The sequence below is a fragment of the Amycolatopsis sp. NPDC028719 genome, from assembly GCF_055565395.1.
Genome location: NZ_JBVHUL010000011.1, coordinates 60,355 through 81,542, shown reverse-complemented (window position 1 = coordinate 81,542; position 21,188 = coordinate 60,355). Strand labels below are relative to the sequence as shown.

Annotated in this window: 18 protein-coding genes; 8 read left to right on the top strand and 10 right to left on the bottom strand. The window is 70.6% G+C overall.

All coding sequences use genetic code 11. The features are described 5' to 3' along the window. The first annotated feature begins 5 nt into the window (after positions 1-5). The 8 genes from ACZ4TR_RS38835 (at position 6) to iolD (ending at position 8,321) form a co-directional block, all read left to right on the top strand. Entirely contained in the window at positions 6-884 is an 879-nt protein-coding gene (locus tag ACZ4TR_RS38835; protein WP_465293177.1) for a TIM barrel protein, read from the top strand. Positions 885-908: 24 nt separating this feature from the next. Next, positions 909-1,904 carry a sugar ABC transporter substrate-binding protein gene (locus tag ACZ4TR_RS38830; RefSeq protein WP_465293176.1) on the top strand — a complete coding sequence of 332 codons (996 nt, stop codon included), beginning with the start codon at positions 909-911 and terminating at the stop codon, positions 1,902-1,904. A gap of 167 nt (positions 1,905-2,071) precedes the next feature. Further along, positions 2,072-3,013, top strand: a complete 942-nt coding sequence (locus ACZ4TR_RS38825) for an ABC transporter permease (protein ID WP_465293399.1) — start codon at positions 2,072-2,074, stop codon at positions 3,011-3,013. Next, the gene (locus ACZ4TR_RS38820) at positions 3,010-3,789 is read left to right on the top strand and encodes an ATP-binding cassette domain-containing protein (protein WP_465293175.1); all 780 of its coding nucleotides are present in this window, start codon (positions 3,010-3,012) and stop codon (positions 3,787-3,789) included. The genes ACZ4TR_RS38825 and ACZ4TR_RS38820 overlap by 4 nt, the downstream gene beginning before the upstream one ends. Then, positions 3,786-4,715 carry a 5-dehydro-2-deoxygluconokinase gene (gene iolC / locus ACZ4TR_RS38815; protein ID WP_465293174.1) on the top strand — a complete coding sequence of 310 codons (930 nt, stop codon included), beginning with the start codon at positions 3,786-3,788 and terminating at the stop codon, positions 4,713-4,715. The genes ACZ4TR_RS38820 and iolC overlap by 4 nt, the downstream gene beginning before the upstream one ends. Further along, positions 4,712-5,602 (top strand): Cgl0159 family (beta/alpha)8-fold protein, encoded by an 891-nt coding sequence (locus ACZ4TR_RS38810; protein ID WP_465293173.1) that lies wholly within the window; start codon positions 4,712-4,714, stop codon positions 5,600-5,602. The genes iolC and ACZ4TR_RS38810 overlap by 4 nt, the downstream gene beginning before the upstream one ends. Beyond that, positions 5,599-6,489 carry a 5-deoxy-glucuronate isomerase gene (iolB, locus tag ACZ4TR_RS38805; protein ID WP_465293172.1) on the top strand — a complete coding sequence of 297 codons (891 nt, stop codon included), beginning with the start codon at positions 5,599-5,601 and terminating at the stop codon, positions 6,487-6,489. The genes ACZ4TR_RS38810 and iolB overlap by 4 nt, the downstream gene beginning before the upstream one ends. After that, positions 6,486-8,321 (top strand): 3D-(3,5/4)-trihydroxycyclohexane-1,2-dione acylhydrolase (decyclizing), encoded by a 1,836-nt coding sequence (iolD, locus tag ACZ4TR_RS38800; RefSeq protein ID WP_465293171.1) that lies wholly within the window; start codon positions 6,486-6,488, stop codon positions 8,319-8,321. The genes iolB and iolD overlap by 4 nt, the downstream gene beginning before the upstream one ends. A gap of 106 nt (positions 8,322-8,427) precedes the next feature. Here iolD and ACZ4TR_RS38795 read toward each other — a convergent pair whose 3' ends face one another. The 10 genes from ACZ4TR_RS38795 to ACZ4TR_RS38750 all read right to left on the bottom strand — a co-directional run bounded on the left by ACZ4TR_RS38795 (position 8,428) and on the right by ACZ4TR_RS38750 (position 20,966). After that, positions 8,428-8,844, bottom strand: a complete 417-nt coding sequence (locus ACZ4TR_RS38795) for a hypothetical protein (RefSeq protein WP_465293170.1) — start codon at positions 8,842-8,844, stop codon at positions 8,428-8,430. After that, positions 8,841-9,773, bottom strand: coding sequence for a TolB-like translocation protein (locus ACZ4TR_RS38790; protein WP_465293169.1), 933 nt, complete (start codon positions 9,771-9,773; stop codon positions 8,841-8,843). The genes ACZ4TR_RS38795 and ACZ4TR_RS38790 overlap by 4 nt, the downstream gene beginning before the upstream one ends. Next, positions 9,770-11,002 carry an MFS transporter gene (locus ACZ4TR_RS38785; RefSeq protein WP_465293168.1) on the bottom strand — a complete coding sequence of 411 codons (1,233 nt, stop codon included), beginning with the start codon at positions 11,000-11,002 and terminating at the stop codon, positions 9,770-9,772. The genes ACZ4TR_RS38790 and ACZ4TR_RS38785 overlap by 4 nt, the downstream gene beginning before the upstream one ends. Before the next feature lie 8 nt (positions 11,003-11,010). Beyond that, positions 11,011-12,567, bottom strand: a complete 1,557-nt coding sequence (locus ACZ4TR_RS38780) for a discoidin domain-containing protein (protein WP_465293398.1) — start codon at positions 12,565-12,567, stop codon at positions 11,011-11,013. A 488-nt stretch (positions 12,568-13,055) separates the two neighbouring features. Then, positions 13,056-14,123 (bottom strand): NAD(P)-binding domain-containing protein, encoded by a 1,068-nt coding sequence (locus ACZ4TR_RS38775; protein WP_465293167.1) that lies wholly within the window; start codon positions 14,121-14,123, stop codon positions 13,056-13,058. A gap of 302 nt (positions 14,124-14,425) precedes the next feature. After that, positions 14,426-15,652 carry a GGDEF domain-containing protein gene (locus tag ACZ4TR_RS38770; RefSeq protein ID WP_465293397.1) on the bottom strand — a complete coding sequence of 409 codons (1,227 nt, stop codon included), beginning with the start codon at positions 15,650-15,652 and terminating at the stop codon, positions 14,426-14,428. A gap of 639 nt (positions 15,653-16,291) precedes the next feature. Continuing rightward, entirely contained in the window at positions 16,292-17,062 is a 771-nt protein-coding gene (locus ACZ4TR_RS38765; RefSeq protein WP_465293166.1) for an SRPBCC family protein, read from the bottom strand. Positions 17,063-17,149: 87 nt separating this feature from the next. Then, the gene (locus tag ACZ4TR_RS38760) at positions 17,150-18,004 is read right to left on the bottom strand and encodes an FAD binding domain-containing protein (protein WP_465293165.1); all 855 of its coding nucleotides are present in this window, start codon (positions 18,002-18,004) and stop codon (positions 17,150-17,152) included. Further along, positions 18,001-20,442: a xanthine dehydrogenase family protein molybdopterin-binding subunit gene (locus tag ACZ4TR_RS38755; protein WP_465293164.1), complete on the bottom strand. Its 2,442-nt coding sequence runs from the start codon at positions 20,440-20,442 to the stop codon at positions 18,001-18,003. The genes ACZ4TR_RS38760 and ACZ4TR_RS38755 overlap by 4 nt, the downstream gene beginning before the upstream one ends. Then, complete coding sequence (locus ACZ4TR_RS38750) at positions 20,442-20,966, bottom strand: (2Fe-2S)-binding protein (RefSeq protein ID WP_364375056.1); 525 nt, start codon at positions 20,964-20,966, stop codon at positions 20,442-20,444. The genes ACZ4TR_RS38755 and ACZ4TR_RS38750 overlap by 1 nt, the downstream gene beginning before the upstream one ends. Positions 20,967-21,188: the final 222 nt, after the last annotated feature.

The window sequence follows — 21,188 nt, the reverse complement described above, 5'->3', positions numbered from 1 at the left end:
CCCTGGTGACAGCGACGATCCGAGTAGCCGCCGCGCCGATCTCTTGGGGTGTCTGCGAAGTGCCGGGCTGGGGGCGGGTGCTCGATGCGGCGACCGTGCTCGCGGAAATGGCGGCGCTCGGGGTCCAAGCCACCGAACTGGGCCCGCCCGGCTACCTCCCCCGCGACCCGGCGGAGCTCCGGGAACTGCTCGGGAAGCACGGCCTGAAGCTTGTCGGCGGCTTCCTCGCCGTCGTCCTCCACGAAAATCAGGAGAACGCCCTCAAGGAAGCCGAGGAGTCGGCCGCGCTGTTCGCCGCGTGCGGCGGTGACGTGCTCGTGCTCGCCGCCGCGACCGGGCTCGACGGCTACGACGAACGCCCGAAGCTCACCGACGCCGAATGGGCGACGCTCGTCGACACGGCCGGCAAGATCGGGGACATCGCCGCCGCCCACGGCCTGCGCACCGTGCTGCACCCGCACGTCGGGACGCACGTCGAGCAGCAGGCCGAGGTCGAGCGCTTCCTCGCCGATTCCACGCTGGGCTTGTGCCTCGACACCGGGCACCTGATGATCGGCGGGACGGATCCGGTCGAGCTGGCGAAGCGGTATCCCGAACGGGTGGGACACGTGCATCTGAAGGACGTCCGGGAAGACCTGGCGGCCGAGGTCCGCGCGGGCCGGCTCGGCTACACCGACGCGGTCGGGCGGGGCATCTACACCCCGCTCGGCGAAGGAGACGTGGACGTGGCGTCGATGGTGCGCTCCGTCCAGGCGGCCGGCTACGACGGCTGGTACGTCCTCGAACAGGACACCGCCCTCGGCGACACCAGCCCCGACGACCTCCCCCGCCGGGACACCGGGCGCAGCCTGGCCCACCTCGCGAAGATCATCGACTCTCTCTAGAAACCTGGTCCCAAAGGAGTGACTGTGTTCTCTTTCAAGAAGCTGGCCGGGGTGGCGGCGCTCGCCGCCGCCGGGCTGGTCCTGTCCGCCTGCAGCGGCCCCAGCGCCGACAACTCGTCCAGCAGCTCGAGCGCCCCGTCGGCCGCCGCGCCCAGCTCGGGCGGCCCGCTGAAGGTCGCCGTCGTCACCCACGGCAGCGCCGGCGACGCCTTCTGGAACGTCGTGAAGAACGGCGCCGAGCAGGCGGGCAAGGACCTCAACGTCGGCGTCGACTACTACTCCGACGGCGACCCCGGCAACCAGGCCAAGCTGATCGACAACGCGGTCGCGCAGAAGGTCGGCGGCCTGGTCGTCTCCATGGCGAACCCGCAGGCCCTGCAGACGTCGATCCAGAACGCGGTCAAGGCCGGCATCCCGGTCGTCACGATCAACTCCGGCGAGGATTCCAGCGCGCAGTTCGGCGCGATCGCGCACGTCGGGCAGAGCGAGGGCCTCGCGGGCCAGGGCGCGGGCCAGCGCCTCAAGGCCGCCGGCAAGACGAAGCTGCTGTGCGTCATCCACGAGGCCGGCAACATCGGCCAGAACCAGCGCTGCGACGGCGCGAAGCAGACCTTCGGCACCGTCACCACGCTGCAGGTCGACATCTCCAACCCGACCGACGCGCAGGCCCGCATCCGCGGCGCGCTGCAGTCCGACCCGTCGATCGACGCCGTGCTGGCACTGAACTCCCAGGTCGCGGCCCGCGCGGTGGACGCGGCCAAGGAGGCGAGCTCGAAGGCGCAGGTCGCCACGTTCGACCTGAACGCCGACGTCGTCGCGGCCATCAAGGCCGGCACGATCCTGTTCGCCGTCGACCAGCAGCAGTACGAGCAGGGCTACCTGCCGATCGTGTTCCTCAAGCTGTACAAGGAGAACGGCAACACCATCGGCGGCGGCCACCCGGTGCAGACCGGCCCCGGCTTCGTCGACAAGACCACCATCGACACCGTGGCCCCGTACGCGGAGCGCGGCACGCGATGACCGCGGCGTCTTCTGGGGCCGAGCCCCAGACCCCAGCCGGGGGGCAAGCCCCCCTGGACCCCCCGAAGGCCGGTGAGATCCAGGCAACGCCCGACGAACGAGTGGGGAAGAAAAGCCTGACCGACCGGCTGGTCGTCCGGCCGGAGATCGGCGCGCTGCTCGGCGCCGTGCTCGTGTTCGTCTTCTTCTCCGTCGTGACCAGCCAGTTCCTCAGCCCGCTGGGCGTGGCGACCTGGCTCGACGACTCCTCGACCCTGGGCATCATGGCCGTCGTGGTCGCGCTGCTCATGGTCGGCGGCGAGTTCGACCTCTCGGCCGGCGTGATGACGGCGTCGACGTCGCTGGTCACGGCGATCCTGGCGACGCAGGCGGGGTGGAACGTCTGGCTCGCGCTGGGAGTCTCCCTGGCGTTCGCGCTCGGCGTCGGCGCGTTCAACGGCTGGCTGGTGATGAAGACCGGGCTGCCCAGCTTCATCGTCACGCTGGGGTCGTTCCTCGCCCTGCAGGGGCTCAACCTCGGCGTGACGCGCTGGGTGACCAACACCGTCCAGGTCTCGGGCATGCGCTCGACCAGCGGCTACGAGTCCGCCGGCGGGTTGTTCGCGTCCACGTTCAGCGTCGGCGGCACCGAGTTCCAGTCGTCGATCATCTGGTGGATCGTCGTCACGGCGATCGCCGCGTGGCTGCTGGTCCGGACCCGGTTCGGCAACTGGATCTTCGCCGTCGGCGGGTCCCAGGTGTCGGCCCGCTCGGTCGGCGTGCCGGTGGTGCGCACGAAGATCCTGCTGTTCATGGGCACCGCGCTCGGCGCGTGGCTGGTCGGCTCGATCAACATCCTGCGCTTCGCCAGCGTCCAGGCGAACCAGGGCATCGGGCTGGAGTTCCAGTACATCATCGCGGCGGTGATCGGCGGCTGCCTGCTCACCGGCGGGTTCGGCTCGGCGGTGGGCGCGGCGATCGGCGCGCTGATCTTCGGCATGGCCCGCCAGGGCATCGTGTTCGCGCAGTGGAACAGCGACTGGTTCATGCTGTTCCTCGGCATCATGCTGCTGGCCGCGGTCCTGGTGAACAACGCCTTCCGGCGGCGCGCGGAAAGGGTCCGGCGATGAGCCTCATCGAGGTACGCGAGATCGGGAAGACCTACGGCAGTGTCATCGCGCTGCGCGATGTGTCCACTGTGGTCAACGTCGGCGAGGTGACCTGCGTGCTCGGCGACAACGGCGCCGGGAAGTCCACGCTGATCAAGATCCTGGCCGGCGTGCACCAGCACGACCGCGGCGAGTTCCTCATCGACGGGCAGCCGGTCCGGCTCGCCTCGCCGCGGGAGTCGCTCGACCACGGCATCGCGACGGTGTACCAGGACCTCGCCGTGGTGCCGCTGATGAGCGTCTGGCGGAACTTCTTCCTCGGGTCCGAGCCGACGACCGGGTTCGGCCCGTTCAAGATGCTCGACCGGAAGAAGGGCCGCGAGACGACCAAGCAGGCGCTGTCCGACATGGGCATCGACCTGCGGGACGTCGAGCAGCCGGTCGGGACGCTGTCGGGCGGTGAACGCCAGTGCGTCGCGATCGCGCGGGCGGTGTACTTCGGCGCGAAGGTGCTGATCCTCGACGAGCCGACCGCCGCGCTGGGCGTCAAGCAGGCCGGGGTGGTGCTCAAGTACGTCGCGCAGGCGCGGGATCGCGGGCTCGGCGTCGTGCTGATCACGCACAACCCGCACCACGCCTACCCGGTCGCCGACCGGTTCCTGCTGCTCAAGCGCGGTGCGCCGCTCGGCTCGTACGAGAAGAAGGACATCGACATCAACGAGCTGACCCGGCAGATGGCGGGCGGTGCGGAACTCGAAGCCCTGGAACACGAACTGCGGCAGGTGGAGAAGGCGTGAGTCTCGAGGCGCTGACGATCGGCCGGGTGGGCGTCGACCTCTATCCGGAACAGAGCGGCGTTCCCCTGGCCGGCGTCAGCACGTTCGCCAAGTCGCTCGGCGGGACCGCGACCAACGTCGCGGTCGCCGCCGCGCGGCTCGGGCGGCGCACGTCGGTGCTGACCAAGGTCGGCCCCGACGGCTTCGGCGACTACGTCCGGCAGGCCCTCGAAGGCTTCGGCGTGTCCTCGGCGCACGTGGGCACCGCGGAAAACCTCCAGACGCCGGTGGTGTTCTGCGAGCTGAACCCGCCCGCGGACCCGCCGCTGCTGTTCTACCGCTCCCCCATCGCGCCAGACCTCACACTCACCGACGAGGACGTGCCGTGGGACGTCGTCGAGTCGGTGCCGCTGCTGTGGGTCACCGGCACCGGCGTCTCCGCCGAGCCCGCCCGCACCACGCAACGGAAGATCCTGGAGGCCCGCGGGCGTCGTGAGCACACCGTGCTGGACCTCGACTACCGGCCGATGTTCTGGCCGTCGGTGGACCAGGCCCGGGAAGAGATCGGCGCGATGCTCGACCACGTCACCGTCGCGGTCGGCAACCGCACCGAGGCCGAAGTCGCCGTCGGCACCGCGGATCCGGACGCCGCCGCCGATCGGATGCTCGAACGCGGCCTGCGGCTCGCGGTGATCAAGAAGGGCGCCGACGGCGTCCTGGTGGCGACGCCCGAGGGACGTTCGACAGTGCCGCCGCAACGCGTCGAGGTCGTCTGCGGGCTCGGCGCCGGCGACGGCTTCGGCGGCGCGCTGATCCACGGCTTGCTGTCCGGCTGGGAGCCGGTGCGCATCGCCGAGTACGCGAACGCGGCGGGCGCGCTCGTCGCGTCCCGCCTGGCCTGCGCCGACGCCATGCCGACCGTCGCCGAGATCGAGGAGCTCCTGTGATCCTCACCGACGAACGCTGGCGCGACCTCCTGCACACCCGGGCCACGAACCCGGGCGCAATCCGCCAGGCCTACGCGACCCGCAAACGGCGCCCCCACCTCCTGTCCGACCAGGGCACGCTGTTCCTGGTCGCGGCCGACCACCCGGCCCGTGGGGCCCTGTCCGTCGGTGAAGACCCGCTCGCCATGGCCGACCGGCGAACCCTCCTCGACCGCCTGCTCGTCGCCCTCGCCAACCCGGCGGTCGACGGCATCCTCGGTACCCCCGACATCGTCGAGGAACTGCTCCTGCTCGGCGCGCTGCACGACAAGGTCGTCTTCGGCTCGATGAACCGCGGCGGCCTCGCCGGCGCCGACTGGGAGATCGACGACCGCTTCACCGGCTACGACGCCCGCACCCTCGTCGACTGCGGCCTCGACGGCGGCAAGATGCTACTGCGGCTCGTCGACTCCGACCCCGGCACGGTCCCGACCCTGCAGGCCTGCGCCGACGCCGTCACCGAACTGGCCGCGTACGGCCTGGTGGCGATGGTCGAACCGCTCCCCTACCTCCGCTCGGAGGGAAAGCTCGTGCTGCAGAAGGATCCCGGGTCGCTCACGCGGGCCGTCACGGTCGCGTCCGGGCTCGGGACGACGTCCGCGCACACCTGGCTGAAGCTCCCCTCGACCGACTCGGCCGCCGTGCTGGGCGCGACGACGCTGCCGGTGGTCGTGCTCGGCGGCGTGCCGTCCGGCGATCCGGCCGCCGATCTCGCCTCGTGGGGCCGGACGCTGCGCCACGACGTCGTCCGCGGCCTGGTCGTCGGCCGCACCCTGCTCTACCCGCCCGACGGCGACGTCGGTGCCGCCGTCGAAGCCGCCGCGAAGGTCTTGGAGGCCGCGAAGTGAGCAAGCTGCACCGTCCACTCGGGACGCTTTCCGACGATGCCGACCCGGTCCGGCTCACCCCGGATTCGGCGGGCTGGGCCTACACGGGGCTGCGGGTGCTCCGGATCGGCACCCGGCTCCCGCGCACGGTCAACACCGGCGAGTTCGAGGCGTTCGTGCTCCCGCTGTCCGGCTCGCTCACGGTCCGCGTCGACGGCGAGGAGTTCGAGCTGGAAGGGCGTGAGTCGGTGTTCACCCGGGTCACGGACTTCGTCTACGTCCCCCGCGACGCCGAGGTCGAGCTGACTTCCGAGACCGGCGCGCAGGTCGCGCTGCCGATGGCCCGCTGCACCCGTCGCCTCTCCCCGAAGTACGGTCCCGCCGAAGACGTCCCGGTCGAGGTCCGCGGCGCCGGGCAGGCGACGCGGCAGGTGACCAACTTCGGCGTGCCCGGGGTGTGGGATCACGCCGACAAGCTCAACGCGTGCGAGCTGATCACGCCGGGCGGCAACTGGTCGTCGTACCCGCCGCACAAGCACGACGAAGCGAGCGAGTGCGAGGTCGTCAACGAGGAGATCTACTACTTCCGCATCGCCGGCCGCGACGGGGTGACGCCGTCGCGCGAAGGGTTCGGCCTGCATCGGACGTACACCTCGGACGGCGAGCTGGACGAGGACGTCGCCGTGCGCGACCACGACGTCTTCCTGATCCCGCGCGGCTACCACGGTCCGTGCGTGGCCGCGCCGGGCTACCCGATGTACTACCTGAACGTCCTGGCCGGCCCCGCCGACGAGCGGTCGATGGCGTTCTGCGACGACCCCGCGCACGGCTGGGTCCGCGACACGTGGGCGTCGCAGGACCTCGATCCCCGCTGTCCGGTGACGAGCCACGAAGGGCGTGTCCAGTGAAGCTGACGACGGCTCAGGCGCTGGTCCGCTGGATCCTTGCGCAGCGCTCGGAAACCCTGGACGGGCGCGAAGTCCCGCTCTTCCCCGGCGTCTTCGCGATCTTCGGGCACGGGAACGTGCTCGGCCTGGGGACCGCCCTGGAAGACCACCGGGCCGAGCTGCCGGTCTGGCGCGGCCACACCGAACAGGGCATGGCGCTCGCCGCGGTCGGGTACGCGAAAGCCACGCACCGGCGGCAGGTCGGCGTCGTGACGTCGTCGATCGGGCCGGGCGCGCTGAACATGGTCACCGCGGCCGGGGTCGCGCACGCCAACCGGCTGCCGGTCCTGCTGCTGCCCGGCGACACGTTCACCGGCCGCGCGCCGGACCCGGTGCTGCAGCAGATCGAACCCTTCGGCGACGCGACCGCGACGGTCAACGACGCCTTCCGCGCGGTCTCGCGCTACTTCGACCGGATCACCCGGCCCGAGCAGCTGCTTTCGACGTTGCCGCAGGTCGCGCGGGTGCTCACGGACCCGGCGGACAGCGGACCGGCGGTGCTGGCGCTGCCGCAGGACGTCCAGGCGGAGACGTACGACTTCCCCGACGCGTTGTTCGAACCGGTGACGCACCGGCCGCTGCGGCCGCGTCCCGACCGGCGTTCGGTCACCGAAGCGGCGGGTGTCCTGCGTGCTTCGCAACGGCCGTTGCTCGTGCTCGGCGGTGGCGTCCGGTACTCCGGCGCCGGGAAACGTGCGCTGGACTTCGCCGAACGGCACGGGATCCCGCTGGTGGAGACCACGGCGGGCCGGACACTGGTGGCCCACGACCATCCGCTGCACGCCGGACCGCTGGGCATCACCGGCTCGACGTCGGCGAACGTCCTCGCGGCCGCGGCCGACGTCGTCCTGGCCGTCGGGACGCGGCTGCAGGACTTCACGACGGCGTCGTGGACGGTCTTCTCCCCCGACGTCCGCCTGCTCGCGCTCAACGCGGCCCGGTTCGACGCGGTGAAGCACGGCGCGCTGTCCGTGGTCGGGGACGCCGACGCGGGGCTGGCCGACCTGGGCGCGCAGCTGGAGAGCTGGCGGGTCGACCCGGCGTGGACGTCGCGGGCCGCAGCCGAGCGGGCTTCCTGGGACACGCATGTCGACTCGCTGCGCTCGGCAGCAGCCGAAGTTCCGTCCTACGCCCAGGTCGTGGGCGTGGTGAACGACCTGTCGGCGCCGGACGACTACGTGATGACGGCGTCCGGCGGCCTGCCGGGCGAACTCATCGGCGGCTGGCGCGGCTCCGGCTCGATCTCGATGGACGTCGAGTACGGGTTTTCCTGCATGGGTTACGAGCTGTCCGGCGCATGGGGCGCGGCGATCGCCCATCCGGGCCTGGTCACGACCCTGCTGGGCGACGGTTCGTACCTGATGCTGAACTCCGAGCTGTTCTCGGCCGCGTTCGCGGGTCACCCGTTCGTCGCGGTCGTCTGCGACAACGACGGCTACGCGGTGATCGGGCGGCTCCAGGAGGGGCAGGGCGGGAAGCCGTTCAACAACTTCTACGCCGACTGCACGACTTCCCACGCCTCGCCGCCGCGAGTGGACTTCGCGCGGCACGCGGAGTCGTTGGGCTGCCTGGTCTTCCCGGCGTCCGATGTGGACTCGCTACGCATCGCCTACGCCCGTGCCCGCGAGGCGGCGGTGTCGGAACGGCGTCCGGCCGTGGTCGTCGTCAAGACGCAGCCGTCGGCGTGGACCGAGGCCGGCGCGTGGTGGGAGGTCGGCGTGCCGGAGCACCTCGCGGGCCGCGACGAGTACGAGCGTTCGAAAGCCGATCAGGTGCGCTACCTCAGGTCCTGACCCCGGCCGCGGGGGCGCCCCCCGTTTTCCACGTTACCGGAGGGCACCGACATTTTCGGCGCCGTACGCACCCGCGACCGCAGCGTGAACCCGCTGAGCTTGAGCGTCAGCGACTCGACGATCTTGAGTTCGCACGACGGATCGACCTCGAAGTCGTCGCGCTGCAGCACCATCCCGAGCGCCTGCCCATGCCGACGTGCTTGCCGAACCTCGTCTCGTCGTTCAGCTCGGTGACGAGGTCGACGCCGCCGACGAAGACGATCTCGAAGCCGAAGATCTTCCGGGTGAAGATCGGCCCGAGGCGCCGGCCGATGCGCACGGTGTCCTGCAGCGGCGTGCGCGGGACGGCACCGATCAGCGTCGATCGTCCGCGAGCGGCGCCGACCGCGAGATCCAGGAGATCCGCGAGGCCGGGATGGCCGCCGACGTTCGTCGCGACCACGATCCTCGAGTGGCTCGACCAGCCGACGGTCACCCAGGAGGAGCTGTGCGCGCGGACGTTGTTCGCGGCGGTCGGCGTCACCCCGTGACGGCCGGCGACGCGGCGTTCCGGGCAAGTTCTCGTGGCGCGCCGGAGCCGTCCGCCGGGACCGCCCAGACGGCATTGTCCAGCCCGTAGAGGACGGTGTGGTCGTCCTGCCAGAGCGCTTGGTCGTCCACGCTCCGCTGTTCCGCCAGTTCGGTTTCCTGCATCGTCTTCAGGTCGAGGACCGACAGCCGCCACACGCCCTCACCCGTCTTCTTCTTGAAGGCGATCCGGGTGGCGTCCGGGGAGAGCGACGGGCATTCGACGTTCTCCCGGAGGGTTTTCCCGCGGTACCGCCGGTAGTCGGCCTCGACGAGGTAGGTCTTGCCCTTGCTGCCGAGAGTGGCGTAGAAGCGGTTGCCGTCCGGGGCGAAAGTGATGCCCCAGTAGTTGACGTCCGCAGCGAAGTACCGCTCGTCGCCGACGAACACCGGCAGCTCTTCGATCGTCTTGACGAGCCGGCCGGTGTCGACCTCGTACAGCCCGGCGCGCGTCGAAAAACCGGTCTGCGAATAGGAGTCGCCGGTGACGAAGAGCGTCCAGTAGACGCGCTTGCCGTCCGGGGACACGCGGGCGCGGCTCGGCGTGCCCGGCAGCGCCTCGGTGTGGCGGACGGCGAGGTGGTCGTCGAGGACGAGGACGTCGGTCACCGCCGGGAGCGTCCCCGGCCGCACGGCCAGGCAGACGGCTGTCTGCTTCGCCACCGCGAAACGATCACACTTCAGTCCGCTGAGCTGCCGTTTTCCCAGGTCGAGGGTGCCGACGCGGCCGGTGGCGGTGTCGCGGAACAGCAGCTGACCGGGACTCAGCGTGAGCTGGGCGGCCGGCTCGGCGTCCGCGGTGCCGTGGCGGGCGCTGACGGTGTAGACGACGGCCGCGGCGATCAGCAGGACCGTGCCGAGGAGGGCGAGGACGAGTTTCTTCACGGGCGCACCGGTTTCGCGAAGGCGGCGGCGAGGGCGACCAGGACCAGGCAGGCCGCGGCGGCGAGCACCGCGGGCCGCAGGTCCCAGAGCGTCCAGGCCAGTCCGAAAAGGACGGACGAGAGCATGCGGGCCACGGCCTGCCCGGTCTGCACGACGGCCATCCCGGTGGCCCGGAGATCACGCGGGATGAGCGGGCCGGCGGCGGCCATGAGGACGCCGTCGGTGGCCGCGTAGAACACGCCGTGCAGGCCGAGCGCGACGACGGCGAGCCAGATGCCGGCCTGGGGGCCGCAGAGCAGCACGAGTGCCAGGCACAGCGCCCCGTGGCCGCCGAGGAACACCGGCCAGCGGCCGACGCGGTCGGCGAGCTTGCCGAGGGGCACGGCCAGGACCAGGTAGACGCCGGCGGTGCCCAGCGGCAGCAGCGGGAAGAACGTGGCCGCGATCTCCCAGCGCCGCTGCAGGACGAGGTAGACGAACGAATCGCCGACGGTCACCAGGCCCAGCAACGCGGCCCAGAGCGTCACGCGCCGGAAGTCGCCCTGTTTGAGAAGGTTCGCCGCCATTCGCAGCGACACCGCGGCGCGGTCGACGCCGCCGGGGTGATCCTTGACGAACAACGCCAGCAGCAGCACGGCGATCGCGGCGACGCAGAAGCTGGTGAAGAACACGCTCGTATAGCTGCCGAGGCTCAGGGCGAGCACCGCCATCGCGACCAGGGGGCCGAGGAACGCGCCGACGGTGTCGAGCGCGCGGTGCACGCCGAACGAGCGGCCGAGCGCGTCCGGTGTGCTGCTGAGGGAAATGAGGGCGTCGCGCGGGGCGGTGCGCAGGCCCTTGCCGGTGCGGTCGGCGGCGAGGACGACGCCGATCGCCGCGACCGACGAGCCGGCCGCGACCAGGCCGAGCTTGCACACCGCGGACAAGCCGTACCCGAACCCGGCGACGGCCTTGAGCCGCCGCCACCGGTCGGCGAGGTGCCCGCCGGCCACCCGCACCAGGGCCGTAGCGCCCGCGTAGAGCCCGTCGAGGAGCCCGAACTGCAGCGGGTTCAGGCCGAGGCCGAGCACCAGGTAGAGCGGGAGGACGGCGGTGACCATCTCCGAGGAGACGTCGGTGACCAGGCTGACCATCCCGAGCGCCACCACGTTGGCGGACACGCGTTTCAGCGCGGGTTTCCGGTCGGTGCCGGCCGCCAGGTCCGAGGTACGGCTTGCCGCGATGTACATGCCCGCTCCTACTGGTGGCAGGGGTAGGTCGGGCTGCTGTCGAGGACCTTGCCGTCGACGCCGATGAGCTGCGACTGGAACGACGTGTCCGTCATCGACAGCTTGAGGACGCCGAAGGTCTTGAGCAGCTTCGCGGTCGTCTGGTGCGCCGGGCTCAGGTCGTAGAGGTTGGCGCCGCCGGAACCGCCGACGATCTCGACCGGGCCGTTCGCGTCGGCCTTGCCGTCGGCGTTCTGCGGGACGAACCGCTCGTAGTCGTGGTCGTGACCGTTGAGGACGAGGTCGACCTTGTTGGCGGTCATGATGTTCCACAGCTCGGTGCTGTCGGGGTTGTCGCCGTGGTCACCGGAGCTCCACCGGGGGTGGTGGTAGTAGGCGGCGACGCAGCCCTTGGTGTTCTTGGCGAGGTCCTGCTTGAGCCAGGTGATCTGGGGCGGCTCGGCGAAGTCGTCGTGGGTGACGAAGTCGTTGGAGTCGAGGGCGATGAAGTGCCAGTTGCCCATTTCCCAGCTGTAGTACCGCTTTCCCTGCGGTTTGGCGATGGCGCCGAAGTAGTCTTCGTAGCCCTTGAACGGCGTGTCGTCGTAGGACTCGTGGTTGCCCGGGATCGGGTGGGTGATGCTCTTGAACCGGCCCCACGTCTTGTCGTAGTAGGACTTGAAGTCCGAGAGGTGGGCGTCGTCGTACTGGTTGTCGCCCATGGTGATCACGGCGGCCGGGTTCATCTGCTCGACCAGTTTGGCGGTCTTGACGTGAGCGCAGCTCGAGCTGCTCGAGGTGCAGCGTTCGGCGATGTCGCCGGCGGCGGCGAGGACGAAGCCCGATCCGCTGCCCGCCTTGGTCTTCACGGTGACCGGCGAGCTGGCGTTCGAGACGTTCCCGGCGGCGTCGCGGGCACGGACGGCGTAGGAGTAGCCGGTGTCGGGCGTGAGGCCGTTGTCGGTGTAGGACGGGGTGGTGCTGGTGGCGACGACGGTACCGTCGCGCAGGATGTCGTACCCGGCGACGCCGACGTTGTCCGTGGCAGCGCTCCACGTCAGGGCGGCGCTGGTGGCGGTGGTCGTGCCGGCGGTGAGGCCCGTCGGGGTGGTCGGGGCCTGGGTGTCGCCGGAGGAGTCCGTGGAGCCGAAGACCTGCATCTCCCAGAAGGAGTAGCCGTAGCTCGTCGCGCGGGTGACGCCGACGAAGCGGACGTACCGGCCGTGGGCGTTCAGGGTGAGGTCATCGGTCTTGCCGTCACCGTTGTCGACGGCGGTGGCGGCGGTGAAGTTCGTGCCGTCGTCGGAGACTTCGATGCGGTACTTCTTGGCGTAGGCGGCTTCCCAGGTGAGGAGGACGCGGTGGATCGCGGCGGACTGGCCGAGGTCGATCCGCAGCCACTGCGGGTCGGCACCTTCGGCGCTGGCCCAGCGGGTGGTGGTGCTGCCGTCGACGGCCTTCGCACCGGCGTACGACGAGCTCTCGACGGTGGAGGTCGCGACGGGTTTCCCTTGCGAGAGCAGGACGTCGGCTTGGGTACTGGCCGCGGCGAACGCGGAGGGCAGCAGGGTGATCGCCGCTATCACCGGGGTGAGGCGGGCGAATGTTCGTAGGGTCGACGGCACGTCGCGCTCCTTCTGGGCCTGGCGGTGGCTGGTGGGCTGCGGCGTTTTAGCTGTTAGGAAAGTTTCCTAACTAAGCGGACTGTATCGGTGACCGGTTTCGGCTGACAAGACGTGTCTTGCCGTTGAATCGGTCAAGAGGGTGAGGTTCTTCGTGTTTTCCCAGCGCAGCGGGGTTCCCGCTGACCGGCGCAGTGCCCCGTGGCGCGGGACGGGCTCCGCAGACTCCCCACCTTTACCAGTTCACCGCTGGTTCACCGCCGGTTTGTCGGCGGTCTTGTCGACGGTTTTGTCGGTGGTCGCGGGTAGCGTGGAACCGGGGGCAGCGCCCATCCGCACCGCGCCATTTCCCTTGTTTCACAACAAAAATCGCGCCGGTGGCCGTCTTTCGAGTTCACCCGATCCAGCGATGATCTTCGCACAGGTGTTCGGGTAGCTTCGGATGTATGACCTCATCCGTCCGAACGCAGCAGCTTCTTGATCTCGGTGACAGCGGCGCGGCCGGCCCGGTTCGCCCCGACCGTGCTGGCCGATGGCCCGTATCCCACGAGGTGCAGCCGCGGCTCGCGCACCACGCGCGTGCCGTCCATCCGGATCCCGCCCCCGGGTTCCCGGACGTGCAGCGGCGCGAGGTGGTCGATCGCCGCGCGGAACCCGGTCGCCCAGAGGATGACGTCGGCGTCGAAGCGAGAGCCGTCCGCCCAGGCGACTCCCTCGGGCGTGATGCGCTCGAACATCGGCCGCCGCTCGAGGATCCCGGCGGCGCGCGCGGCGCGCACTTCCGGCGTCACGGCGAGGTCGGTCACGCTCACGACGCTCTCCGGCGGCAGCCCGGCCCGCACCCGCTCGTCGACCTTCGCGACGGCGTCCCGTCCCCAGTTCTCGCTGAACGGCTCGTCGCGCCACACGGGCGGGCGCCGTGTCACCCAGGCGGTCGCGCGGGCGAGCGGAGCGAACTCCATGAGTAGCTGAACGGCCGACGCGCCACCCCCGACCACGACGACCCGCCGGCCGCGGAACTCTTCGGGGCCGGTGTAGTCCGCCGTGTGCACCTGACGGCCGGCGAAGGTTTCTTGGCCGGGGTAGTGCGGCCAGAAGGGCCGGTCCCAGGTGCCGGTAGCACTGATCACGGCTTTCGCGGCCCACGACTCCGCGGGGCTCGCCACCACCAGCCGCTCCCCCGCCCGCGTCACGGACTGGACGTCGACGGGCCTGAACACCGGGAGGTCATAGACGCTTTCAAAGCGCGCGAAGTACTCCGAAACGACTTCGGACGCGGGTCGTGTGACGTCCGGGCTGCCGAAGGCCATGCCGGGCAGGTCGTAGATGCCGTGCACCTTGCCGAGCACGAGTGAGGGCCACCGGTACTGCCAAGCACCCCCGGCCCGCTTCCCGTGATCGAGGACGACGAACCCGCCGTCGTTGGCGAACCCGGCCCGGCGCAGGTGATAGGCGGCCGAGAGCCCGGCCTGCCCCGCACCGATCACCACGACGTCGGTCTCGTGATCCGCACCGCTCATGTCGGTTTCAACGGCTGACGGCCAGGGGTATTTCGCGCCGTGGATCACAGCGCGCCCGCCTTCACGGAAGCGCCGAGTCACCGGGTCACCTCACCGGACCTGGCACGGGCCGCAGACGACAACGCCGCCACACCGAGGCCGGCGCCCACCCGAACCGACTCCTGCGTCGGCCACCGCGACCAGCCACCCGGCCGAGCCACGCCGCTGCCGGCGCCGCGCCCAACCCGGCCGACCGGTTCCCGGCCATCACGCCCAGCCCGAACCCACTTCGACCCTCAGCCACTCGACCGAGCAACCGGACGTCACACGGCAACGCGGTTCCGCCCCGCCTCCTTGGCGCGATACAACGCGGCGTCAGCCGAGCGGAGCACGTCGTCGAGCGTCGGGCCCGCTTCCGGGTGGCGGGCCACCCCGATCGACACCGACAAGCCGCTCACGCGAACCGTCCCGCTGCCCGTCGAGATCACCACGTTCAGCTCGCCCACCGCGGCCCGCACGCGTTCGGCGATGCCGAGCACGTCGGCGCGGCCGATGCCCGGCAGCAGCACCACGAACTCCTCGCCGCCGAACCGGCCGACCGTGTCGCCCTGGCGCACCGCCTCGGAAATCGCGATCGCGACCGCGGCCAGGACGTCGTCGCCGGTGAGGTGGCCGTACGTGTCGTTGATGCGCTTGAAGTGGTCGAGGTCGATCATCAGCACCGCGAAGCCGCCGCCGGCGGGGCCGCGCCGCTGTGCTCGGGCGTGTTCGCGCGCCGCGGAGTCGTGCCAGCCGGCGGTGTTGAGCAGGCCTGTCTTCTCGTCGGTGACGGCCGCGACCTGCAACTGCTGTTTCAGCAGCAGGTAGCGGTGCAACAGCAGCAACGGCGCCACGACGAACACCACCAGCACCGGCTGCTCGGCCAGCGCCAGCGCGGCGAGGCCGCCGAGGCACAGCGTCGCGAGCTCGAAAGCGTTGTCCTCCCACGTGCCGATCAGGTCGGCCGCCGAGCGCTTGCTCGTGTAGAGGTAGATCCCGGCCGAGACCAGGCCGATGTTCACCAGCTCGAACACCGTCGCCGCCAGGCAGAGCGCCAGCAGACCGCGCGCGGTCTGCAACGACGTCCCGTGCAGGCCCGACACCGCGAGAACGGACGAAGCGGCGAAGCACGAGAGCATGGCCCAAGCCGTGCTGGCGACGAAACGATGCACTGGCCGCGTACGGACCTGACGCCACACGCGCACCCACAGGTGCGCGTAAAGCACGACAGCGAGCAGGGCCACCCAGGCCGGCGGCAGCAGGACGACGCCGGCGAGGTACCAGACCGACGTGACGTTGATGTGGGTCTGCCCGCTCATCCACCGCCGCAGCCGCTCGATGCGGCGCGACATTTCGGCCTGGGCCACGCCGAGCGCGACCAGCACCGCGAACCAGACCGGCCGCACGGGCCCGCCGAAGCCGGTGACCAGCGCGACCCCGGTCGCCACGACGGCGACCAGTTCACAGCCGAGTGCGTAGGTGATCCAGCGGGCTTTCGCCCCGGCCCACATCTCCCACCGCGCGGGCCAGCCCGGCCAGGCGGAAAGCGCTTCCCGGCGCACGGCGGCCTGGGCTCTCAAGAGCCGAAGCCACAGAAGTGACGGACCGGCATCGTGACGTTACCCCTTGCGCGAAGTTCGGCCGACAGGTTGCCCAGCGTAGCCGTTCCGACGACGCGCGTCGCCAGTCCGGGCGAATTGCGGGCAACGCTCCTGCCCGAAGACCCGCGCAGGGTAGATCCGCCCAGCTCAGCGGCTCACGACCGGATCATCGCTCCGGGAACGCGCCCGTGAGAACGCCGGAGTGGGAATCCCACCCCCGCGCGCCCGGTGGCGGGCTAAATCGGCCAACGCGACGAGCGAGATCGGCGCAGAAGGATCTCGCGACAACAGGTGGGGTGCGCATCGCCGCCACTGGAAGGGCTCGCCGGACCCCAGCGGCGGAATCCAGCTCACCAACCCGGCCGGCGGACACCAGAGCGAGCCCGGCTCGCCCGCACAGCGCGCACTCCGGCCAACCCCTCGCCGACGGACGCACCGACGCATTCCGCCCGCATGCGTAGCGCGCAGGCGCGCGTACTTCAGGGAGCCCTCGCGGCGCATACACCGCGCAAATCCGGCTTGCGTTCGCAGCACCCAGGCCAACGGCAACTACTTGCGCAGCGCCCGGATGATCGCCACCACTCCGACCACCGCCGCGATCGCGACCACGACCGGCGCCAGCCTCTTCAGCACCGACTGGCCCGCGTAGTCGAGCAAGTCGATCGCTTCCGCCTCCGGGGCCGCCGGGACGCTTCGCAGCGGCGGGCGCTCCGCGGCCGGCTTGGGGTCCGTGTTGATCTCCGATGTCGTCGGAGCCGGCTTGACCGCCGCATCCGGACCAGGAGCAGGAGCAGGGGCCGGCTCGGCGACCGGCTCCGCGGTTGCCGTCGGCTCGGGCGTCGGTGCCGCGGCCACCGGGGCCGGGGCCGGCTCGGCCGCCGGGGCCAGCTTGCCCGACAAACATCCCGCGAACGTGTCGAGGATCTTGCCGCCCACCTCGCTGATCAGGCCGCGGCCGAACTGGGCCGGCTTGCCCGTGATCGACAGGTCCGTCGCCACCGAACCGTGCGTTGCGCCGTCGGCCTCCGTCAGCGTCAGGGTCACCGTCGCCGCCGCCGTGCCCGATCCTCGGGAGTCCTTGCCCGATGCCTTGATCGTCACCTTGTGCGCGGCGTCGTCCTTCTCCAGGAACTCGCCATTTCCTTTGTACAGCAGGGAAATCGGCCCGAGCTTGACCTTCACCGTCCCGCTGAACTTGTCCCCTTCGACCTTCGTCAGCGTGGCGCCCGGCATGCACGGGGCCACCCGCTCGGGGTCGACGACCGCCTGCCAGACCTCGCCGATCGGAGCCGGGACGGTGAATTCGTGGTCGAGCCGCACGGGCCGACCTCCTTCCTGATGACAACGAGGGCCGGTGTCCACCCTAGCCGCCGCCGGGGCGGCGGCCAGGGGGACGAACCTCGAACCTCAGGCGCCGGCCGCCGCCGCGATCGCCCGGCCCGTCAGGACCTGGGCCAGGTGACGGCGGTATTCGACGTCGGCGTTGCTGTCGACCGGCGGATTCGTGCCTTCCGCCGCGTGCGAAGCCGCCGCGGCGATCGAGTCGGCCGAAGCCTGGACCCCGACCAGCGCCGCTTCGACACCAGACGCCCGCACCGGGGTCGAGCCCATGTTCGTCAGCGCGACCCGAGCCTCCTCGATGACGCCCGCTTCGGTACGGACGGTGACCGCGACCGCGACCATCGACCACGCCTGGGCGACCCGGTTGAACTTCTCGTAGTGCGCCCGCCACCCGGTGTGCTTGGGCACGCGGACCTCGACCAGCAGCTCGTCCGCGGCCAGCGCAGTGGTGAACAGGTCCTGGAAGAACTCCGCGGCCGGCACCGTCCGGCGTCCCGAAGGCCCGGCCAGCACCAGCGAAGCGTCCAGCGCGAGCACCGGCGCCAGCAGGTCCCCGGCCGGGTCGGCGTGGGCGATCGCGCCGCCCAGCGTGCCCCGGTGGCGGATCTGCGGGTCGGCCACCGTGTCCGTCGCCTCTTTCAGCAACGCGGCGTGCGAAGCGATCAGCGCGTCACGCTGCACGTCGTAGTGCGTCGTCATCGCGCCGATGACCAGCTCGTCGCCCTCCTCCCGCACGCCGCGCAGCTCCGCGACGCGCCCGAGGTCGACCAGCGTCGTCGGCGCCGCCAGCCGCATCCGCAGCACCGGCAGCAGGCTCTGGCCGCCCGCGATGACCTTGGCGTCCTCACCCGCCGACGCCAGCGCCTGCACCGCTTCGTCCACTGTGGACGGGCGGACGTAGTCGAAGGAAGCCGGGATCACTGCACACCTCCGGTGGCGTCGATGGAGCCGAGGCCGCCGCCGGCTTCGTCGCGGCCGGGGCCGCCGGCGTCGGTGGTGCCATGCTGGATGGCGTGCCACACCCGCATCGGCGTCAACGGCATCTCGATGTCGTTCACCCCGAAGTGCCGCACCGCGTCGATCACCGCGTTGACCACCGCCGGGGTGGACGCGATCGTGCCCGCCTCGCCGACGCCCTTGGCGCCGAGCGGGTTCGACGTCGCCGGCGTCTCCGTGCGGTCGGTGGTGAACGACGGCAGGTCCGCCGCCGACGGCAGCAGGTAGTCGGCGAACGTGCCGGTCGTCAGCGTGCCGCTGTCGTCGTGCTCGGTGCCTTCGAAGAGCGCCTGCGCGATGCCCTGCGCGAGCCCGCCGTGCACCTGGCCCTCGACGATCAGCGGGTTCACCGCGACCCCGACGTCGTCGACGCACACGTACGAGCGCAGCTTGATCCGCCCGGTCTCGGTGTCCACTTCGGCGGCGCACAGGTGCGTGCCGTGCGGGAACGAGAAGTTCTCCGGGTCGAACGTCGCGTCCGAGTCGAGCGACGGCTCGATCCCGTCGGGCAGGTTGTGCGCCGCGAACACCGCGAGCGCGATGTCCCCGATGCCGGTGGACGTGTCCGTGCCCTTCACCGTGAACTTGCCGTTCGCGAACTCGAGGTCGTCCTCGGCGCATTCGAGCAGGTGCGCCGCGATCGGCTTGGCCTTCGCGACTACCTTCTCGGCGGCCTTGATGACCGCGATCCCGCCGACGACCAGCGACCGCGAGCCGTAGGTGTCCATGCCCTTGTGCGACGACTGGGTGTCGCCGTGCAGGATCTCGACGTCCTCGAACGCGACGCCCAGCTGGTCGGCGACGATCTGGCTCCACGCCGTCTCGTGGCCCTGGCCGTGCGCGGACGCCCCGGTCGTCACCTCGACCTTGCCGGTGGGCAGCATCCGGATCGACGCGTACTCCCAGCCGCCGGCGCCGTAGTCCAGCGAGCCGAGCACCCGCGACGGCGCGAGCCCGCACATCTCGGTGAACGTGGAGATACCGATGCCGAGCTGCACCTTGTCACCGGCTTTGCGGCGCCGGTCCTGTTCAGCGCGCAGGCCGTCGTAGTCGAAGAGCTGCTTGGCCTTTTCGGTGGCGGCCTCGTAGTTGCCCGAGTCGTAGGTCAGCCCGCACACCGTGGTGAACGGGAACTCCTCGTGCTTGATCCAGTTCTTCTCGCGCAGCTCCATCGGGTCCATGCCGAGCTCGACGGCGAGCTCGTCCATGATCCGCTCGATCGCGAACGTCGCCTCCGGCCGGCCGGCGCCGCGGTAGGCGTCGGTCAGCGTCGTCGTCGTGTACACGTTCGTGCAGGCGAAGTGGTACGCCGGGATCTTGTAGATCGCGTTGAACATGAACGCGCCGAGGATCGGCACGCCGGGGCCGACGAGGCCGTTGTACGCGCCGAGGTTGGCGAGCAGCTCGACCTTGAGACCGGTCACCTGGCCGTCGCGGGTCGAGGTGATGGTGATGTCCTGGATCTGGTCGCGGCCGTGGTGCGCGGCGAGCATCGTCTCGGACCGCGTCTCGTTCCACTTGACCGGTTTGCCGAGCTTCTGCGCGACGAGCAGCGACATCATCTCTTCCGGCAGGACCCCGATCTTGCCGCCGAAGCCGCCACCGACGTCCGGGGCGATCACGCGCAGCTTGTGCTCGGGGATGCCGAGCGTCAGCGCGGACATCACGCGCAGGATGTGCGGGACCTGCGTGGCCGACCACATGGTGATCTGGGTGCTGGTCGGGTCGACGACGCACGCCCGTGGCTCCATGAACGCCGGGACCAGCCGCTGCTGGCGGAAGCGGCGCTTGAGGACGACCTCCGACGAGCTGATCGCGTCCTCGACGTTGCCGCCGGTACCGGCCTCGGCCGAGTCGAACTTCCAGACCGCGCTCGTGTTGGTGCCGAGGTCCTCGTGGACCAGCGCGGCACCGTCGGCGATGGCGGCTTCCATGTCGAGGACGACCGGCAGCTCGTCGTACTCGACGTCGATTTCCTCGAGCGCGTCGTGCGCTTCGGCCGACGTCCGCGCGACGACGACCGCGACGCCTTCACCGGCGAAGTTGACCGTGTCGGCGGCGAGCACCGGGCGGCGTGGCGCCTTCATGTCCGGCGTGATCGGCCACGCGCAGGGCATGCCGATCGAGCCGTCCGGGTCGAGGTCCTTCGCGGTGTAGACGGCGACGACGCCGGACGCGCCCTTGGCCGCCGACGTGTCGATCGAGACGATCTTGGCGTGCGCGAACGGGCTGCGCAGGACCGCCATGTGCAGCAGGCCGGGCAGCGCGATGTTGTCGGTCCAGCGGGTGCGGCCGGTGATCAGCCGCTCGTCTTCCTTGCGGCGCCGTGACTTTCCGACTTCCGGTTCGATCGTGGCGGTCATCAGTCACCACCCACGCCGGCGTGCTTGGTTTCGGCGATCCGCTCGGCTTCGGGGCCGGCGCCGGGACTCATGTTCTGCGCGGCGTCGCGGACCGCGCGAACGATGTTCTGGTAGCCGGTGCAGCGGCAGAGGTTGCCTTCGAGCCCTTCGCGGACGGCCTGTTCGTCCGGATCGGGGTTGTCGGCCAGCAGGTCGATCGACTGCATGATCATGCCGGGCGTGCAGAACCCGCACTGCAGGGCGTGGTTGTCGTGGAACGCTTTCTGCACCGGGTGCAGCTGCCCGTCGCGGGCGAGGCCTTCGATGGTGGTGACCTCACAGCCGTCGGCCTGCACGGCCAGCACAGAGCAGGACTTCACGCTGTGCCCGTCCAGGTGGACGGTGCAGGCGCCGCAGTTGCTGGTGTCGCAGCCGACGACGGTGCCGACCTTGCCCAGCTTCTCTCGCAGGTGGTGCACGAGCAGGGTGCGGGGCTCGACTTCGTCGGTGTACTTGGTCCCGTCGACAGTGACGGTGATGCGCATCAGGCCTCCAAAAGCCGGTTCGGGAACGGCCCGCCCGACCGTGATCGGGCTCACAGACCTCCGAGCGTGCTACGCGACCTTCGCGCGGACAAGTCCTGATGTCATACGTTCAACTACCCGTTCCGCAGATACGCGGCAATCCCCTGCGGAAACCCGAATCTGCGGAAGTCCGGATGGGTGAACTTTTGTGGGCCACCCGGAGCAGCGCACGCCGGAAAGCCG